At 67.1% G+C, this 17,471-nt stretch carries 15 protein-coding genes; 2 read left to right on the top strand and 13 right to left on the bottom strand.

All coding sequences use genetic code 11. The features are described 5' to 3' along the window. Positions 1 to 112 precede the first annotated feature (112 nt). From ACM0PB_RS10000 to ACM0PB_RS09940, 13 genes are all read right to left on the bottom strand, one after another. Positions 113 to 832, bottom strand: a complete 720-nt coding sequence (locus ACM0PB_RS10000) for a GntR family transcriptional regulator (RefSeq protein ID WP_049414197.1) — start codon at positions 830 to 832, stop codon at positions 113 to 115. A 105-nt stretch (positions 833 to 937) separates the two neighbouring features. After that, positions 938 to 2,305: an SLC13 family permease gene (locus ACM0PB_RS09995; RefSeq protein ID WP_049445977.1), complete on the bottom strand. Its 1,368-nt coding sequence runs from the start codon at positions 2,303 to 2,305 to the stop codon at positions 938 to 940. Between the two features lie 105 nt (positions 2,306 to 2,410). After that, positions 2,411 to 3,331: a malonate decarboxylase subunit epsilon gene (mdcH, locus tag ACM0PB_RS09990; RefSeq protein ID WP_065178131.1), complete on the bottom strand. Its 921-nt coding sequence runs from the start codon at positions 3,329 to 3,331 to the stop codon at positions 2,411 to 2,413. Next, entirely contained in the window at positions 3,328 to 4,185 is an 858-nt protein-coding gene (mdcB, locus tag ACM0PB_RS09985) for a triphosphoribosyl-dephospho-CoA synthase MdcB (RefSeq protein ID WP_065178130.1), read from the bottom strand. The genes mdcH and mdcB overlap by 4 nt, the downstream gene beginning before the upstream one ends. Then, on the bottom strand, positions 4,182 to 4,823 hold the full coding sequence (gene mdcG, locus ACM0PB_RS09980; protein ID WP_065178129.1) for a malonate decarboxylase holo-[acyl-carrier-protein] synthase: 642 nt from the start codon (positions 4,821 to 4,823) through the stop codon (positions 4,182 to 4,184). Before mdcG ends, mdcB begins: the two co-directional genes overlap by 4 nt. After that, positions 4,816 to 5,520, bottom strand: coding sequence for a biotin-independent malonate decarboxylase subunit gamma (mdcE, locus tag ACM0PB_RS09975; RefSeq protein WP_414604653.1), 705 nt, complete (start codon positions 5,518 to 5,520; stop codon positions 4,816 to 4,818). Before mdcE ends, mdcG begins: the two co-directional genes overlap by 8 nt. Before the next feature lie 2 nt (positions 5,521 to 5,522). After that, a complete protein-coding gene (locus ACM0PB_RS09970; protein ID WP_065178128.1) occupies positions 5,523 to 6,431 on the bottom strand; it encodes a biotin-independent malonate decarboxylase subunit beta in 909 nt (302 codons plus the stop codon). Next, positions 6,428 to 6,748, bottom strand: coding sequence for a malonate decarboxylase acyl carrier protein (mdcC, locus tag ACM0PB_RS09965; protein ID WP_065178127.1), 321 nt, complete (start codon positions 6,746 to 6,748; stop codon positions 6,428 to 6,430). The genes ACM0PB_RS09970 and mdcC overlap by 4 nt, the downstream gene beginning before the upstream one ends. 10 nt (positions 6,749 to 6,758) lie before the next feature. Continuing rightward, complete coding sequence (gene mdcA, locus ACM0PB_RS09960) at positions 6,759 to 8,402, bottom strand: malonate decarboxylase subunit alpha (RefSeq protein ID WP_164092692.1); 1,644 nt, start codon at positions 8,400 to 8,402, stop codon at positions 6,759 to 6,761. Between the two features lie 163 nt (positions 8,403 to 8,565). Next, positions 8,566 to 10,773, bottom strand: coding sequence for a TonB-dependent siderophore receptor (locus ACM0PB_RS09955; protein ID WP_329888672.1), 2,208 nt, complete (start codon positions 10,771 to 10,773; stop codon positions 8,566 to 8,568). A 355-nt stretch (positions 10,774 to 11,128) separates the two neighbouring features. Next, positions 11,129 to 12,820, bottom strand: coding sequence for a malate dehydrogenase (quinone) (gene mqo, locus ACM0PB_RS09950; protein ID WP_005415670.1), 1,692 nt, complete (start codon positions 12,818 to 12,820; stop codon positions 11,129 to 11,131). Positions 12,821 to 12,974: 154 nt separating this feature from the next. Beyond that, a complete protein-coding gene (locus ACM0PB_RS09945) occupies positions 12,975 to 13,454 on the bottom strand; it encodes a GNAT family N-acetyltransferase (RefSeq protein ID WP_053497651.1) in 480 nt (159 codons plus the stop codon). Between the two features lie 183 nt (positions 13,455 to 13,637). Then, positions 13,638 to 14,543, bottom strand: coding sequence for a LysR family transcriptional regulator ArgP (locus ACM0PB_RS09940; protein WP_049416399.1), 906 nt, complete (start codon positions 14,541 to 14,543; stop codon positions 13,638 to 13,640). 138 nt (positions 14,544 to 14,681) lie between these two features. Here ACM0PB_RS09940 and ACM0PB_RS09935 point away from each other — a divergent pair, with 138 nt between their 5' ends. Both ACM0PB_RS09935 and ACM0PB_RS09930 read left to right on the top strand, forming a co-directional pair. Then, entirely contained in the window at positions 14,682 to 15,317 is a 636-nt protein-coding gene (locus ACM0PB_RS09935; RefSeq protein WP_005415673.1) for a LysE/ArgO family amino acid transporter, read from the top strand. A gap of 163 nt (positions 15,318 to 15,480) precedes the next feature. After that, positions 15,481 to 17,469, top strand: coding sequence for an alpha/beta hydrolase family protein (locus tag ACM0PB_RS09930; protein ID WP_065178122.1), 1,989 nt, complete (start codon positions 15,481 to 15,483; stop codon positions 17,467 to 17,469). Positions 17,470 to 17,471 lie beyond the last annotated feature (2 nt).

Here is a 17,471-nt window from a genome sequence, read left to right as displayed (position 1 = left end):
CCCCCTGTAAGTGCCGGCCCCTGGCCGGCAACCTCATCCGCTCAACCGCCTCTACAGAACAGCGGTTGGCTGCGGCCGGTAGTGCCGGCCGCTGGCCGGCAACCTCATCCGCTCAACCGCCGCCTTCGGTCGGCAAGGGCGCTGGCACGTTCAACAACCCGCCCGCTGCCACATAGGCGGCCAATGCCTGGCCCTGGCTGAGCAGATGGCGCTCCATGGTGCGTTCGGCAGCCTGCGCATCGCGGCGGCGGAAGCACTCCATCAACTCGCGGTGTTCGGCCAGCGACTGCGCCGTGCGGCCCGGGGTCAGCAGCTGGCGGCCGCGATGCATCTTCAGGATGCGGTGCAGGTCGTGGGTGATGCGGATCAGCCACGGATTGCCCGCGTAATGCTGCACGGTTTCGTGGATCAGGTAGTTGTTGCGGTAGTACTCGGCAATGTTGCCCTCGGCCGCCGCGGTTTCCATCGCTGCATGCAGATCTTCCAGCTGCTGCACGCCGGCATCATCGATGTGCCTGACCGCCTCGTGTGCGCAACGGCCTTCCAGCATGGCCATTACCGGGAACAGCTGGTTGAGGTCTTCCAGCGTCAACCGGGTGACCCGGCTGCCACGACCTGCGTCGATCTGTACCAGGCCTTCGGCGGCCAGCAGCTTCAACGCCTCGCGCAGCGGCGTGCGGCTGATGCCCAGTTCTTCGCACAGCGCGGGCTCGTCGATCCACTCGCCCGGCGGCAGCCGGTAGTCGTAGATGCGCTCGCGCACGTGGTCGGCCACCTCTTCATACAGAGGCGCGCGCTTCTTCGGTGATCGCGGGGCGGGGGCAATGGCCATGGAGGAAGTGTACCGCCAGGTAGTGCCGACCGCTGGCCGGCAACCCGTGATCGCTGGATGGCTTCATGGGATTGCCGGCCAGCGGCCGGCACTACCGCTGGGCGGTTACATCCAGCCGGGCACCACGAATACCAGCCAGGCCAGCAGCGGTCCAAGCGCCACCACAAGACCGCTGTAGACCAGGAAGCGGCGGAACAGGGTTTCGCGCTCTTCCTTCGCTGCCGAGGCCACCACCAGTGCGCCATTGGTGGAGAACGGGCTGACATCGACGATGGTGGACGACACCGCCAGCGCGCAGATCACGCCGGCGGCGCTGAGGTGACCCTGCATCAGGAACGGCACCGCCAACGGAATCGTGGCGCCCAGCACTGCGGCCGACGAGGCGAATGCGGAGACGATGCCGCCGACGTAGCAGACCAGCAGCGCGCCGAGCAGCGGAATGCCGATGTCGGACACGCCATTGCCGATGAAGTCCACCGCGCCGGCATGTTCCAGCACGCCGATGTAGGTCACCACGCCACAGATCAGCAGCACGGTGGACCAGCTGATGCCATCGACCGCGCCCTTCTGGCTTTGTGGCGACAGCAGCGCCAGCGCCACCGCGACGGTGATCGAGACCAGGCCGACGTTGAGGTTGTAGATCAGCGCGGCCACGCCCAGGCCGAGCAGGCCGATCAGGGTGAACAACCGTTCGCGGGTCAGGCCCACCGCATCCAGTGCCGCCGGATCATTGCTGAGCGTGCCGCCGCCTGCTGCGACCAGCGCGCCATGGCCTTCGATCGCGAACTGGCGCGACGACGCCTGCGGGCCACCGGCCATCGCCAGTTCGGCATTGCCGATCGTTCCTGCCGCGGTGATCGAGCCGCGACGCAGCAGGGCGATGCCACCGAAGGCGAAGAAGCAGATCGTCGCCATCATGAAGTTGAAGCCCAGGCTGGTCAGGAACACCGCCATCTCGGTCACTTCCAGCCCGGCCTTCTGCACTACGCCATTGGTGATGCTGCCGTACACGCTGATCGGCGAGAAGCCGCCCGCCTGTGCGCCGTGGATGACCAGCAGGCCCATCATCAGTGGGTTGATGTTGTACTGCTTGGCAAAGCGCAGCGCGACCGGGCCGATGATCGCGACCGCCGCCGGGCCCAGCGCACCGAACGCGGTGAGCACCGCGGTGATCACGAACATCACCCACGGGATGGCCACGATATGGCCGCGCACGGCTTTTACAGCCCAGTGCACCAGCAGGTCGATGGTGCCGTTCTTCTGCGCGATGGCGAACAGGTAGGTGATGCCGACCAGGGTCAGGAACAGATCGCCGGGAAAGCCGGCCAGGACCTCCTTGCCGCCCATGTCGACCCACAGCCCACCGATGATGAAGGCCAACGCGAAGGCGACCGCGCCCATGTTGATCGGCATCGCCGTGGCGACGATGAACATGATCACCAGACCGATGATCGTTGCGATTTGTGGACTCATGCGCCCTCCCAGACACGTGACTCACGTACAGCACGGATGGAGACCCGCCATCCCCGGGGTAAGGCGACGTACTGCGTGTTGCGTGATACGTACTGCTCGAACCCGTTACTGCAGCCGCTCCAGCGCACTGCGGACCCACGCCGCGGCGCCTTCCAGGCTCTGGAACTCTTCCACCGCCCGCACTTCGCAGCACGGATAGGCCGGTGCGACCATGCGCGCCAGCGCGTTGCCCGGGCCCAGCTGCAGGAAAACCCGCGCGCCGCGCTCGAAGGCCTGGCGCATCACCTGCGCCCATTCGATGGTCTGCGCCAGCTGCGCCGACAGCGTGTAGACCGCCATTGCGCGATCCCGCACCGGTCGCGCATCGATGCCGGCCAGCAGCGGCAGGCGTGGGGCCTGCAGTGGCGAGGCATGGAGTGCGGCAGCAAACGGTGCGACCGCCGCCGCCAGCAACGGTGTGTGTGCAGGCACGTGCACCGGCAGCGGACGGATGTCCGCACCCTGCGCCCGTGCGGCATCGGCCAGCCGCTGCAATGCGGCGTGCGTGCCGCCCACGATGAAATGGTCCTGCCCGTTGGCGATGGCCATGTGCGCACCGTGCAGATCGCACAGCGGCTGCAGTACATGGTGTTCCAGGCCGAGCACGGCCTGCAGGCCTGCATCGGCAGGGCTGGCGCCGTCCATCAACTGCGCGCGCTGCGCAGCCAGGGCAAGGCAGGTGGTCGCATCGAAGCTGCCGGCGGCGGCATGCGCGGCCAACTCGCCGATGCTGTAGCCGGCGACCAGCGTCGGCGTTGGCACGTTGTCGCGCAGCCCCTGCCACTGCGCCAGAGTGGCCGCGCACAGCAGCGGTTGCGCCTGCGCATTGTCGAAACGGTCGTCGGCCGCAGCGGCGGAAAACACATCGCGGCCGAGTACCGTGCTGGCCACATCAAGGGTATGGCGTGCGGCCGGAAGATCGCGCACGCGGTCGAACATCGCCGCATGCTGCGCACCTTGGCCGGAGCAGAGCAGGGCAAGGCTCACGCGTCCTCCTGCTGTAGCAGGAACCAGGCACAGGCCAACAGGTCGGCACTGCCACCGGGACTCAGGCGGCGCGCGACGAAGCGCTCACCGATGCCGTGCAGGCGTGCCTGCCAGCCGGGCACGAACGCACCGCCGCCGTCGAGGAAACCATGCGCCTGTCGCTGTGCCCAGCGCAGGCCGTCGGCGCCGCCACGGTGCAGCAGGTTGAGGTCATCCACGCACGCGATCAGCTGCATCAGGGTCTGGCACATCGCGGCCTCGCGTGGCAGGCCGCTGGCCAGCGCGTGACGCATGGTAGGCAATGCCACTTCGCGCAGCAGCGGGTAGCCAGCGGCTGCTTGTTCGCGCACCCCCTGCACGCCATGCCGGGCGCGAGCGCGCTGGCCAGGGCTGTTGGCATCCAGAGGTGCGTTGGCGAGCTCGGCAGACCAGCGGCACACTTCCTGGCAGACCTGCTCGCCCGTGGCGGCATGGCCCAAGCGGGAGCGACAGGCCGCGGCGGCCGCCACCAGCAGGCCGAGACTGAAGACCGCGCCACGATGGGTATTGACGCCGGCGGTCGCGCGCAGCATCGCGATCTCGGCGGCGATGCCACACCGGCGCAAGGCGTCGAAGTCCGTCCCGGCTGCACCGAGGCGGGCCACGGCGGTGAAGTAGTGGCGCAGTGCGAACAGGCTGCGCAGGAACGTGCCGGCGTCCATGTCGTGATGGCTGCCGCTGTCGAATGGCGTGACCAGTCCGGGCTTGGGTGCCAGCGCCAGCTCCGCATGCAGGCTGGCGACGGCGAGGCGCCCCAGACGCGCGCTGTCCACGGCAGCTGCCGGCCTGACTGCCGATTGCACGACGGCGTTCATGCGCTCACCCCGGCGGAGGCGAACAACGCATCGCGGAGTTCCAGTGCGGCACCATCGAGGCGCTTGACCAGTACCTCGCGGCTGCGTCCGGCGTACTCCCGCCAGTTCACGGCGGCGTCGCCGCCCAGGCACAGCTCGCCATCGACCCGCCGGTCGTGTTCGGCTTCCCATGCCTGTAGCCGTGCAGCGAGGGCATCGGCCTGCGCGGTGGTGTCGATCGGCCACAGCAGATCGACGTCCGAGCGCGCGTGCACATAGCGCAGGCCAGTAAGGTGCTGCCACGCGAAGGCACCGAATACGCGCGCCTCAGCGATGTTCTGCAGCACTTCAAGGGGCCGCCGCCAGTCCTGCGGAACGTCGCCTTTCAGCACCGCCTGAAGTGCCGGTGGCGGGGTGGTGCGCAGCACATCGTGTGCTGGCACGCGCAGGGCCAGGCGCAGTTTGTCCTCGGCGGGCGGCAGCGGCACGCCGAGACGCAGGCGTGGATCGGCATCGTCGGCGGCACGCCGCGCGACGATGGCCGGCCGGCCCTGTGCAAACCAGTCGGCCAAGCGCGACTCATGCGCGGCGATGTCCGCCTGCCAGCCGGCGTGCGCTGACAGCCAGACCAGCGTATGTCGGGGCAGCCGCTCAGGCATCGCCCTGGCTCACGGCTTCAGCCACGCGTGCGGCAAGCATGCGCCCGCCACGTTCGGCTCCGCGCACTGCGCGGCGGTCGCCATGGGCGGGCGTGCGCAGGGCCTGCAGAAGGTGCTGGGCAAGATTACCCTCCCACAACGATTCCACCGCACCCATCGCCACGTAGTTCTCCACGCCCGGTGCGAACACCGGTGAGGTCTGGCTCAGCGCCTGCAGTTTATCCAGCGGCTGCTTGGTCACCCGGGCCATCGCGCGCAGGTCCATCACCCGCACCTGCGCATCCGGCAGGGCATGGATGTGGTCGGCCATCAGCCCGAACGAGAGGAAGCCACCACTGACGGATTCACCGTAGACCAGCGTGACCAGTCGCGCGCCACGTCGACGCGCGAGATCCAGCGTCTGCGCCAGGTGCGCGAAACAGCCGTTGATGCCGAGCAGTTCGTCGCGGCGTGCCAGGCGCTGGCCGGCGGTGTCGACCAGCATCACGATCGGTTGCTGCGGATGCGCGGCGGTGCTGGCCAGCACCGTTTCGGCCAGTGCCAGTGCGTGGTCCACGCCCACCTCGAGCTTGTTGGTGGTGCCGATCACAGTCACATCGCCGTTGTCGGTGGTGGCGCTGCCGGTCAGCACCGAATCGCTCACCGCAATGGCATGCCCATGCGGAAACAGGGCATCGAGCAGTGTCTGCAACGGCATGCTCATGGCAGGCTCCGGTCGCCGGTGGCGGTGAGGAATTCATCGGTGTCGAGCAGTGGCAGGCGTTCGGGGTGGGCAATGCCCAGCCGCGCCCAGATCTCCAGGCCATCGCGGCAATCGCCCCAGGCCCGCACGCGCGCCTTCAAGGCCGCATGGCGTTCCTGCAATGCGGCCAGTGCAGCATCCGGGTCAGTGCTGCCCGCATCGGGGTGCAGCGCGTCGCGTGCGGCCAGCGCGAATGCTTCAAGGGCATCGGGCACCAGCACCTGCGCCTGGTCGATCAGGTACCGGTGCTTGCCACCGGTCACACGCCAGACCAGCGCGCGATCGCGTGAGTCGAACTCTTCCACGCCGCGAACGGTTTCGATCACCTCCGGTCCGGACAGCGACATCCGGCCTTCCTCGGACATGATGACCGTGTTGCAGCAGCGGGCAACGATGCCCATGCCACCGAAGGCGCCGTTGCCGCTGCCGATCAGCGCGATCACCGGCACGCCCGCTGCACGCGCGTCCAGGGTGGCGCGCATGATCTCGGAGATCGCAATCAGGCCCGCATTGGCTTCGTGCAGCCGCACGCCGCCGGTATCGAGCAGCAGCAGCACGCCGTCAGGGCGGGTGTACGCCGCACGGCGCAGCAGCCCGGTCAGCTTGGCGCCATGCACTTCGCCCACGCCGCCGCCCATGAATTCACCCTGTTGTGCGGCCAGCAGCACGTGTTTGCCCTGCATCCTGGCCTCGCCGACGACGATGCCATCGTCGAACGCGGCCGGCTGGTCGAGCTGGGCCAGGTGCGGACTCATCATCCGTCGCGCCGGGCCGAGGAACTCGTGGAACGAGCCGGCGTCGACCAGCCCGGCGATGCGCTCGCGCGCATCGGCTTCGTAATAGCTGTGGCGCTGTACGTGGTTCATGGCGCGCCTCCGGCCAGCAGGGTTTCCACGGCCTGGTCCAGGCGCAGGCTGACCACGGCCGGGGTCGCACCGGCGTCGTTGATCGAGACGCGCACATCGCGCAGCGGATGACGCTGTGCGAAGTCGTTGATCACCGCCTGCCAGATGCTGCCGAAGCCCTGCGCGGCGGTGATGACGCGCACCGTCATCGCGCCCTGCTGCGCCGCCGGTTCCAGCAGGATTTCCAGGTTGCCTGACGCCAGCACGCCCACCAGCACCGCATCGCGCGCGAACGGCACGTCGGTGCGGCCTTCGAATCGATAGTCGAGGGTTTCCATGCTCAGCCCCTTACCAGTTGCGGAAGCGCTTGGGCGGGTCGTACAGACCGCCGGACCAGCGCACCAGGTCCTTCACCGAACGCGCCGCCAGCAAGTCACGGCTGGCATCGCGCACGGAGATGCCGAGGTCACCGGGACGGCGGATCACGCCGCGGTCGCGCAGGTTCTCCACCATCGCGCGGTCGCGCCCGATGCCCACGGCGGTATAGCCGGCCACGCCACGGATCGCCTGTTCGCGCTCCTCGGGGGTGCGGCACAGCAGCAGGTTGGCGATGCCTTCCTCGGTCAGCACATGGCTGACGTCGTCGCCGTAGATCATCACCGGCGGCAGCGGCATGTTCGCGCGTTCGGCCAGTTCCCAGGCGTCGAGGCGGTCAACGAATGCCGGGGCCATGTGCTCGCGGAAGGTTTCCACCATCTGCACCACCAGTTTGCGCCCGCGTGGCATCTCGCCCGGGCGTGCGGCCTGCTGGCCGGCCTTGATCCAGGCCTCGCTGGCATGGCGGCGGCCGCGCGCGTCCGAGCCCATGTTCGGTGCGCCGCCAAAGCCGGCGATGCGGTCGCGGGTGGCAGTGGAGCTGTTGCCCTGCAGGTCGATCTGCAGGGTGGAACCGATGAACATGTCGCAGGCATACAGGCCTGCGGTCTGCGAGAACGCGCGGTTGGAACGCATCGAGCCGTCGGCGCCGGTGAAAAACACGTCGCCCCGCGCGGCAATGTATTTCTCCATGCCCAGTTCCGAACCGAACGAATGCACCGATCTGACGAAGCCCGATTCGATCGCCGGAATCAGTGCCGGGTGTGGGTTCAACGCCCAGTGCTGGCAGATCTTTCCCTTCAGCCCGAGCGATTCTGCGTAGGTGGGGAGCAGCAGTTCGATGGCGGCGGTATCGAAGCCGATGCCGTGATTCAAACGATTCACGCCGTAATCGGCGTAGATGCCCTTGATGGCCATCATTGCCATCAGCACCTGGATCTCGGAGATCTGCGCAGGGTCGCGGGTGAACAGCGGCTCGATATGGTTCGGCTTCGGCGCCTGCACCACGAAGTTGACCCAGTCCGCAGGAATATCGACGCGGGGGAGGCTGTCGACGATCTCGTTGACCTGGGCGATGACGATGCCGCCACCGAAGGCGGTGGCTTCGACGATCACCGGCGTGTCTTCGGTATTCGGCCCGGTATAGAGGTTGCCGTGGCGGTCGGCGGCCTGCGCGGCGACCAGCGCTACGCGCGGCGTAAGGTCGATGAAGTAGCGGCCGAACAGTTCCAGGTAGGTGTGGATGGCACCGATCTGGATGCGCCCTTCGGCCACCAGGTTGGCCAGTCGCACCGATTGCGGGCCGGAGAACGAGAAATCCAGTTTCGAGGCGATGCCACGCTCGAATACGTCCAGGTGCGAGGGCAGTGAGAGGACCGACTGCACCATGTGCAGATCATGCACGCGGGCGGGGTCGAGGTCGGCCAGCGCCTGGGCGAGGAAATCTGCCTGCTTCTGGTTGTTGCCCTCCAGGCAGACCTTGTCGCCTGGCTCCAGCACTGCGTGCAGCAACTCGCCGACGTCGCTGCTGGCGACCTCGCGTCCCCGGGCCCACGGCGCGGCACGTTCCAGGCGGGCCTGGCGACTGCGTTCCAACGTATCCCAGCTCGGGTTCATTGACCGGCTTCCGACGGGTGTTGGGATAATTACGGCATAATTACGAAGTGGGTACAACCTGCATTGCAGCAAAAAGAAGGGCCCGCGCGGAGGCGGGCCCATTCAGGGTGTGGGGTGTGGGGTGTGCCGACCAACGGTCGGCACCCACCGGTTCGCAGGTGGCTCAGAACTTCCAGCGCAGGCTGGCCGACACGAAGCGCGGCTCGCCGTAGTTGTTGTAGTCCAGGTTGGCCCAGTAAGTCTTGTCCAGCGCGTTGCGCACGCTCAGCGTTGCAGTCCAGCTGTCGCTGATGCGGTAGTTGGCATTGAATTGCACCAGCATGTACGCCGGCTGGTTCACGGTCACCGTGCCGCCCAGCGGGTAGGCGATGTTGTAGCCCTGCACCTTGCTCTGCCACTGCAGGCCACCGCCGATGCTCAGGCGTTCCAGCGCACCGCGCAGCTGCAGTTGCGTGTTGAGCTGCAGCAGGTCCTTGGGCGGGTTGGCGTACAGCAGGTCGGTGGCGGCGCGGGTGACCTTGACGTGGGTGTAGCCGGCATTGACCGTCCAGCCCGGCAGGATCTCGCCGTTGATGTCCATCTCCCAGCCACGCGCCTTGGTACCGTCGACGCCGATGTAGGCCGAGCTGCCGTCGCTGAGCGAACCCTCCGGCACACCCATGTCACGCACAGCATAGTTGTCCTGCTTGGCCTCGAACACAGCGGCATTTGCGGTCAGGCGGCCATCGAACCACTGCGTCTTGATGCCCGCTTCCAGGTTCGAGCCCTGCACCGGTGCCAGCAGGTTCTCGTTGCGGTCCTTGTAGTTCTGCGGATTGAAGATCTCGGTGTAGCTGGCATAGGCCGACACGTTCGGGGTGATCTCGTAGACCAGGCCCACGTACGGAGTGACTTCATCGCTCACCTTGTACGCACCGCTGGTGCCGGTATAGGCGCCGGCGGCGTTGTAGGAGCGGGTGAGGGTTTCCCAGCGGCTCAGGCGTGCACCGGCGATCAGCGACAGCGGATCGGCCAGGTGCAGGCGGGTGGCCAGATAGACGCCACTCTGCGTGGTCTTGGCCACGCGGCGCGCGCCGGTGCGGCGGTAGGTCACCTCGGAGATATCGCCGTTCCAGCTGTATACGTTGGGGATGTAGTAGCAGCGCTCGCGTGCACCCGTGGCGCTGACACACGTTGCCCAGTCGCTCGGGAAGTTCAGCGCCACGGTGTTCGTGGTCCCTTCCAGATCCGACCACTGGGCACCGACCGTGAGGTCGTGGTCGCGGCCGAACAGCGGGAAGTTGCCGGTCAGGTAAGCATCGACATTGCGGCGGGTGTCTTTCGAATCACCGGCGGCCGCACGCAGGAAGATGCCCGAGCCGGTCACCGGGTCCGGGTTGCCGGTGCCGTACAGGCGCACGTTCTGCACGTTGCCGCGGGTGTAGGCGGTGTTGATCTTCAGCAGCCAGTTGTCGCCGAAGCGCTGTTCCAGGTTGGCGAAGGCGGTGTTGCTCTCGCGCTTCCAGTAGCTCCACTTCGGCGACAGGTTGGTCGAACGCGGCAGATGGGCGAAATTGCCCTGGCTGTCGAAGAACGGCACGGTGCCCCAGGTCGAACCGGTCGGGTTGTTGTCCTGGGTCTGGTAGCCGAGGGTGAGCGTGGTGCTGTCGGTGACATCGCCTTCCAGCACCGCCATGCCGGCCATCTTGTTCTCGTCGTAACGGTCGTAGTACAGCCCGCGATCGGTGTAAGCGGCGACCACGCGGCTGCGGAAACGGCCGTCATCGGTCAGCGGCGCGGTGACGTCGGCTTCCATGCGGCGGTAGTCCCAGCTACCGGCGCTGACCGCGAACGACGCGTCGAATTCCTTGCCGGGGCGCTTGCGCAGCAGGTTGACCGTGGCCGACGGCACGCCGGCGCCGCTGAGCAGGCCGTTGGCACCGCGGATCACTTCGATGCGGTCGTAGAAGGCGGTGTCGTATTCCTGGTTGGTGGAGCCGCTGTAGGTGGGGATGCCGTCGACCTGGAAGTCGGTGATGGCGAAGCCGCGCGCGTAGTACAGCGGGCGCTGCGTGTCATAGAAGGACACGCTGACGCCGGTCACGTTGCGCATCACATCGTTGATGCTGAACAGTGATTCGTCCTGCAGGCGCTGCAGGCTGATCGCGGTGGCCGACTGCGGGGTTTCCTGCAGGGTGATCGGCAGGCGCGTGGTGCTGGCCGGCGGAGCGGACTGCTCGGCCCGGACGCTGACCCGGTCCAGGGTCTTGGCATCGCCGGCGGCATCGGTGGCGGCGAACGCGGCGGGTGTGGCCAGCAGGGTCAGCGACGAAAGCAGGGCAGCGGGCAGCAGTGCGCGGCGGGGCAGGCGGTTACGGACAGGCAGGGGCATGGTGGGCTCGAGGCTTGGAAACGGGGGAAGGGCGGCAACAGTCGTCCAGCACCCGGGGCGGCGGCTTCGGGCACGGTCAGGTCCATCTGGAGCGGCGCGATCACTGCGCATGGTGCAAATGTAAATAATTCTTAACAACATTACAATTCGCGTCATTGTGCAGGGGCTTCCCGGCGCGGAGCAGTGGCGGGCCGGGGTCGGATCCCGTTGCTGCAGACAATGGGCTCTGACCCCATCATCGACGCCCAATCGCAGGTCAGAGCCCTCCCGTGCGGGAGGGATCCGACCCACCTCGCACAAAAACAAACGGCCACCCGAAGGTGGCCGTCCGTCTGCATCGAAGGAACGCGCGGGCTTACAGCGCCTGCAGTTCCTCATTGGCATTGCGCTTTTCCTTCGCCGGTGCCGGAGCCGCAGCGGCCGGAGCCGGCACCGCCGCGTTCGCATCCACCGGCACCTCCAGGTACGGCAGGTGCAGGGTCTGGCTGGTGAGCGTACGGATCTCGTTGACCAGTGCGGCGCTGTCGTTGAGCTTGCGCCCGTACGACGGCACGATCTCGCGCAGGCGGGTTTCCCAACCGGCCTTCATCTGGTCCGGGAAGGCCTTGGCCATCAGGTCCAGCATGATCGGCGGCGAGGTCGACGCGCCCGGCGATGCGCCGAGCAGCGCGGCGATGGTGTGGTCCTTGTCGGTCACGATCTCGGTACCGAACTGCAGCACCGGGCCCTTCAGCGGATCGCGCTTGATGATCTGCACGCGCTGGCCGGCGGTGACCAGCTTCCAGTCACCCGGCTTGGCATTTGGGAAGTACTTGACCAGTTCGGCCTGGCGGTCGGCATCGTTCAGGCGCGCCTGGCCCATCAGGTACTGCACCAGGTCCAGGTTGTCCTTGCCCACTTCCAGCATCGGGCCAACGTTGTTGTGGGTCACCGAGGAATACAGGTCCCACCACGAGCCGTGCTTGAGGAACTTGGTGCTGTACAGCGCGAAGGGCCCGAACAGGACCACCGGCTTGCCGTCCAGCTTGCGTGCATCCAGGTGCGGCACCGACATCGGCGGCGAACCGGTTTCGGCCATGCCGTAGGCCTTTACGCCATGGCGCGAGGTCACGTCCTGGCCCTGGAAGGCGAGGAACTGGCCACCGACCGGGAAGCCTGCGTAGTCCTTCGATTCCGGAATGCCCGACATCTGCAGCAGCTTCAGCGCGGCGCCGCCGGCACCGATGAACACGAAGCGGGTGTGAGTGGTGGTTTCGGTGCCGGCCTTGAGATCCTTCACCGTCACGTTCCAGCTCTTGTCGGCGTTCTGCCGCAGGGCGGTCACTTCATGGTTCAGGTGCAGGCTGAAGTTCGGGCTGCGCTGCAGGCCGGCGGTCAGCTGGCGGGTGATCACACCGAAGTTGACGTCGGTACCGAGCGGCATCCAGGTCGCGGCAACCTTCTGCTTCGGGTCACGGCCTTCCATCAGCAGCGGGGCCCACTGCTTGATCTGCGCCGGATCCTCGGAGTACTGCATGCCGTAGAACAGCGGGTTCTTCACCAGGGCCTGCTGGCGCTTGTGCAGGTAGGCGATGTTGTCATCGCCCCAGACGAAGCTCATGTGCGGGGTCGGGTTGATGAAGTCGCTGGGCTGGCTCAGCCGGCCTTCCTTCACCTGGTGCGACCAGAACTGGCGCGAGACCTCGAACGATTCGGCGATGCCGACCGCGCGCTTGGTCTCGATGCTGCCGTCGGGCAGTTCCGGGGTGTAGTTCAGTTCGGCGAACGCCGAGTGGCCGGTGCCGGCGTTGTTCCAGCCATCGGAGCTTTCACCGGCGACGCCGTCGAGGCGTTCGTAGACCTGGATGTTCCAGTCCGGCTGCAGTTCCTGCAGGTAGGTGGCCAGGGTGATGCTCATGATGCCGGCGCCGACCAGCACAACATCGACGGGCTTGTCGTTGCTGGCGGCGGGCACGGAGCGCTGGGTCAGTGGCCAGTACAGGAACAGCGCGGCGGCCAGCAACAGCAGCACGAGCAGGGCGAGCAGGGCCTTGCCAAATTTCTTCATGGGGGCGGGATCGTTGGCGGAGGGGAAGGGGTCAGGATGCGCGTGGGGCAGGGAAAGGGCGTGAAGAAACAACGCCTTGCAGCATCCATCCGCGATTCTAACCGGATCCGGTCGTTTTTTGATGCAACGCAGCATCCGACGTTTCGCGACGCTGTCACGTGGGCGGCAGGCGGCGCCCGGCGACGGTGGGGACCAGCTCAAGGATCTCGTCGCCGGCCTCATCGAGCTCGCCGGTCGGGCGCCAGCCCAGGCGGCGGTAGAAGCCATGCGAGCGCGAACGCGGGTCGGCCGAGCAGGCCAGGAACAGCCGCTGGTGGCCGGCATCGCGGGTCAGGCTGACCACGTCCTGCAGCAGCTGGCGGCCGATGCCGCGGCCCTCGTAGTCCGGCAGCAGGGCAAGCACCAGCACCTCGCCGCTGTCACGATCGGCGAAGCAGTAACCGGCCATGCGCTCGCCGTCCCAGGCGACGCGGCCGATCGAATCGCCCTGGGCGATGCCGGCTGCCCAGCTGTCCTCGGTGATGCCCAGTTCTGCCAGCTGGGCCGCACTGAAGGCGTTCTCGCGGGTGCGCCCGCGCAGGTCGATGCAGGCGGCGGCATCTTCGGGGCGGGCGTCGCGGACGAATACAGGCATGCAGGGCATCCTTGCAGTGATCGGCCGACCAGTATCCGCATCACGCATGGACCTGGTGTGGAGCTTACGTGGAGATCCGATGGAGCAAAAAAGGGGACGGAGGGGATTAAGTCGTTTAAGACCCAAACGACATCCGGGGCAAAGACGACTTAATCCCCTCCGTCCCCTTTTTCCCGCTGGGCGTCAGCGCTTGCGCCGGATCAGCGCGGAGGACGCATCCAGTACCGCGCGGGTCAGCAGGGCCATGGTCTGCACGTCGCCCTTCCAGTGCTGCCAGTACAGCGGCACGTCTTCCCACGCGCGCTGGCGCACGTAGACCAGTCGCCCGGCGTCCAGGTGGCGCTTGACCAGCGGCAGGGGGTTCATGGTCCAGCCCATGCCGCCGAGGTTGGCCTGCACGAAGGCCCGGGTGGAGGGAATCCACCAGGTCGGTGCGGTGCTGGGCAGGTCGTCGCCGGCCATGCGCCGGGCGAAGCGCGACTGCATTTCGTCCTTGCGGTTGAACACCAGCACCGGTGCCTGCGCCAGCGCCTGCGCGGTCACGCCCTTGGCAAAGTGGCGTTCGCGGAACTCCGGCGTGCAGGTCGCTGCATAGCGGATGCTGCCCAGCGCATGGATCTGGCAGCCCTGCACCGGCTCGTCCAGCGTGGTCACTGCGCCCAGCACCGTACCCTGGCGCAGCAGCTCCACGGTGTGGTCCTGGTCTTCCACACGCAGGTCCAGGGTGGTGCCGGTGGTCTGCGCGAACTGGTAGGCGGCCTGCGGAAACCAGGTTTCCAGGCTGTCGTGGTTCACCGCCACCGGGATGCTGGCCTGGGGCAGGTCCTCATCGGCCAGGCCCATCCGGTGCAGCGCATCGTGTTCGAGCAGGGCGGTCTGCTCGGCCAGCTGCACCAGCAGCTGCCCCTCGGCGGTGGCGGTGGCCGGGGTGCCGCGCTTGACCAGCAGGCGGCCGATCCGGTCCTCCAGTGCCTTGACCCGCTGCGAGATGGCCGAGGGCGTGACATTCAACGACTGTGCGGCGCGGTCGAAGCTGCCTTCGCGGATCACCGCGGCCAGGGCGCGCAGCTGGGCATGATCGATGCGCATCGAATTAAGCTCCGCTAATGTTGGTTTAGGAAGTTTAGCTCGTCTTTTCCATGTTGCGGCGCGACAATGGCGTCCGTTCCGGTGCTGTCCGCCTTCGCGAGGCACCGTCCCCCCAAGCAATACAAGGCAGTGAATCCCATGTTCTCGGTCATCTCCGCCAGCACCGGCCTCGGTGCCTGGTTCTCTGGTGCAGCCACCGGCATCGGCCTGTTCGCGGTGGTCGGCGCCCAGAGCGCCTTCATTCTGCGCCAGGGCATCCTGCGCAAGCACATCGTGCCGGTGGTCGCCACCTGCGCGGCCATCGATGCCATCTTCATCTTCGCCAGCGTGGCCGGCCTGCGCACGCTCACCTCGGCGCTGCCGTGGCTGACGACCGCCGTGCTGTGGACCGGTGTCGCGTTCCTGGCCTGGTATGCGATGAAGTCGGCACGCCGTGCGATCGCCGGGGGTGGTGGCATGGGCGAGGCCGACAGCGATGACGGCAGCCGCCGCGCGGTGCTGATGGCCGCGGTCGGCTTCTCGCTGATCAACCCGCACTTCTGGCTGGACATGATGGTGATCGGCTCCATCGCCGAGAACTTCGGCAACGCCCGCATGGCCTTCGCTGCCGGCGTGGTCACCGCCAGCTGCCTGTGGCTGACCGCGCAGGGCCTCGGCGCCCGCCTGCTGGCGCCGCTGTTCACCAAGCCCAGCACCTGGCGCGTGCTCGACGGCACCATCGCCGTGATCCTCAGCATCCTGGCCCTCATGTTGGCGGTGCGCGGGGTCCACTGACCCGGCGCACGTCCCCCGAACCCACGTCCTGACTCTCTCTCCAAGGTAGTGGCAACGACGGCACCGGCAACGGTGCCGTCGTCTTTTCCGGCTCTGGCGTCAAACGCTCGGCGCTGCCTAGAATCGGCCACCAGGACAAGGTGTCCACAGGAGCAGGGGAAGGATGCACAAGACCATTCTGGCGGCCGCACTGGCCGTCATCGGGGGCGTTGCCGCAGGCAGCGCGGGGGCGGTGGACCTGACGCAGTACCTGCGCCGGGAGACCTTCACCGATATCAAGATCTCGCCGGGGGGCGAGTACGTAGCGGCAACGGTTCCGAGGGAGGACAGTACCGCGATCGCGATCCTGCGGTTGAAGGACAAGGAGGTGGTCGGCAGTTTCTGGCCGCCCAGCCGCAATCATGCGCAGGAATTCGACTGGGTCAGCAACGAGCGCCTGTTGATCGGCCTGGCCCAGAAGTGGGGCTCGCTCGACCAGCCCAATCCCACCGGCGAACTCTATGCCATCGACGCCAATGGCAACCGTGGCGAGCTGCTGGTCGGCTATCGCGTCGAAAGCAAGGGCCCGGGGACCCGCATCCAGCCGAAGAAAGTCGAAGCCGTGGCCGCCTTCCTGGCCGACGACCTGCCGGGTGACGAGCGCAACGTGCTGGTGACCGTATGGCCGCTGGCCGAGGATCCGTTCACCCGCGTCGATCGCATGGATGTGACCACCGGTCGTCGCTCGCGGGTGGCGTCTTCGCCGGTACGGCGCGGTGAGTTCACCACCGACGGCGCCGGCGAGGTCCGCTTCGTGCACGGCTCGGGCAGCGACAACATCAACAAGCTGTATTTCCGCGAACGCAGTGGCGACAGCTGGAAGCTGATCAATGATGAGGCGGTCAGCAAGCGCATCGAAACCGCCCTCGGCTTCTCGGCCGATGACAGCCTGGCCTACCTCAACGTCGAGCAGGCCCAAGGCCCGGATGCGATCGTCAGCTGGAACCCGCAGACCGGCGAACGCGCGACGCTTCTACGCGACGAGGTAGTCAATCCGTACCGCATCATCCACCGGCCCGGCACTCATGTGCCGGTAGGCGCGCTGTACCTGGGTGACAAACCGCGCACGCGCTTCTTCGATGAAGGCTCGGCCGATGCGCGCCTGTACCGCAGCCTGGAGGCCGCCTTCGGAGGGCCCGTCTACATCACCTCCAGCACCCGCGATGGCCGTGTCGTGCTGGTGGAAACCTGGTCGGGCTCGAATCCAGGCGATTTCTATGTGTACGACACGGTGGCGCGCAAGGCCGATCACCTGATCAGCCGCAGCGACTGGATCGACGTGGACCGTAGCGCCAGCGTGAAGCCGATTGCACTGAAGGCGCGCGACGGGCTGCCGCTGCATGGCTTCCTGACCCTGCCGGCCGGCAGCGACGGGCGCAACCTGCCGATGGTGGTGATGCCGCATGGCGGCCCGTTCGACATCTTCGATTCCGGCCAGTACGACCGCGAAACGCAGATGCTGGCCGCGGCCGGTTATGCCGTGCTGCAGGTCAACTTCCGTGGTTCGGGCAACTACGGCCGGGCCCACACCCAGGCCGGGGCGCAGCAGTGGGGCGCGGCGATGCAGGACGATGTCACCGATGCCACCCGCTGGGCAATCAGCGAAGGCATCGCCGACGGCCGTCGCATCTGTATCTACGGCGCCAGCTACGGGGCCTACTCGGCGATGATGGGTGCCGCCCGCGAACCCGGGTTGTATCAGTGCGCGGCGGGCTATGTCGGGGTCTACGACCTGCCGATGATGTACACCCGCGGCGACATCCAGGACCGGGGTTCAGGCGTGACCTATCTGCGCGAATGGCTGGGGGATCCGGCCAAGCTGGGTGCGGTGTCGCCGGTGAACATGGCCGAACGGATCAAGGTGCCGGTGTTCCTGGCCGCCGGTGGCGAAGACAAGCGCGCGCCGATCCAGCACACCGAGCGCATGGAAGCCGCGCTCAAGCGCGCCGGCACGCCGGTGGAAAGCCTGTACTACAAGACCGAAGGCCACGGCTTCTACACCGAGGCCCATCGCAGCGAGTACTACGACAAGCTGCTGGCCTTCCTGGCGCGCAGCCTGGGCGGCAAGACTGCGACGACCGCGCCCGCGACCGGCAAGGACAAGGCGCCCTGAGC

Origin of the sequence: Stenotrophomonas sp. AR029, assembly GCF_047520695.2 — a bacterium.
Classification (GTDB): domain Bacteria; phylum Pseudomonadota; class Gammaproteobacteria; order Xanthomonadales; family Xanthomonadaceae; genus Stenotrophomonas; species Stenotrophomonas sepilia.
Note: the sequence above shows the minus strand (reverse complement) of the source record. Positions and strands in the feature narration are given on the sequence as shown.

Bases quoted from the DNA above. Each gene is read 5' to 3' on its own strand.
- ACM0PB_RS09955 (WP_329888672.1), bottom strand. From the start codon at position 10,773: ATGCCCCTGCCTGTCCGTAACCGCCTGCCCCGCCGCGCACTGCTGCCC.
- mdcA (WP_164092692.1), bottom strand. From the start codon at position 8,402: ATGAACCCGAGCTGGGATACGTTGGAACGCAGTCGCCAGGCCCGCCTG.
- ACM0PB_RS09930 (WP_065178122.1), top strand. From the start codon at position 15,481: ATGCACAAGACCATTCTGGCGGCCGCACTGGCCGTCATCGGGGGCGTT.
- mdcG (WP_065178129.1), bottom strand. From the start codon at position 4,823: ATGCCTGAGCGGCTGCCCCGACATACGCTGGTCTGGCTGTCAGCGCAC.
- ACM0PB_RS09945 (WP_053497651.1), bottom strand. From the start codon at position 13,454: ATGCCTGTATTCGTCCGCGACGCCCGCCCCGAAGATGCCGCCGCCTGC.
- ACM0PB_RS09995 (WP_049445977.1), bottom strand. From the start codon at position 2,305: ATGAGTCCACAAATCGCAACGATCATCGGTCTGGTGATCATGTTCATC.
- mdcC (WP_065178127.1), bottom strand. From the start codon at position 6,748: ATGGAAACCCTCGACTATCGATTCGAAGGCCGCACCGACGTGCCGTTC.
- ACM0PB_RS09970 (WP_065178128.1), bottom strand. From the start codon at position 6,431: ATGAACCACGTACAGCGCCACAGCTATTACGAAGCCGATGCGCGCGAG.
- ACM0PB_RS09935 (WP_005415673.1), top strand. From the start codon at position 14,682: ATGTTCTCGGTCATCTCCGCCAGCACCGGCCTCGGTGCCTGGTTCTCT.
- mdcB (WP_065178130.1), bottom strand. From the start codon at position 4,185: ATGAACGCCGTCGTGCAATCGGCAGTCAGGCCGGCAGCTGCCGTGGAC.
- mqo (WP_005415670.1), bottom strand. From the start codon at position 12,820: ATGAAGAAATTTGGCAAGGCCCTGCTCGCCCTGCTCGTGCTGCTGTTG.
- ACM0PB_RS10000 (WP_049414197.1), bottom strand. From the start codon at position 832: ATGGCCATTGCCCCCGCCCCGCGATCACCGAAGAAGCGCGCGCCTCTG.
- mdcE (WP_414604653.1), bottom strand. From the start codon at position 5,520: ATGCCGTTGCAGACACTGCTCGATGCCCTGTTTCCGCATGGGCATGCC.
- ACM0PB_RS09940 (WP_049416399.1), bottom strand. From the start codon at position 14,543: ATGCGCATCGATCATGCCCAGCTGCGCGCCCTGGCCGCGGTGATCCGC.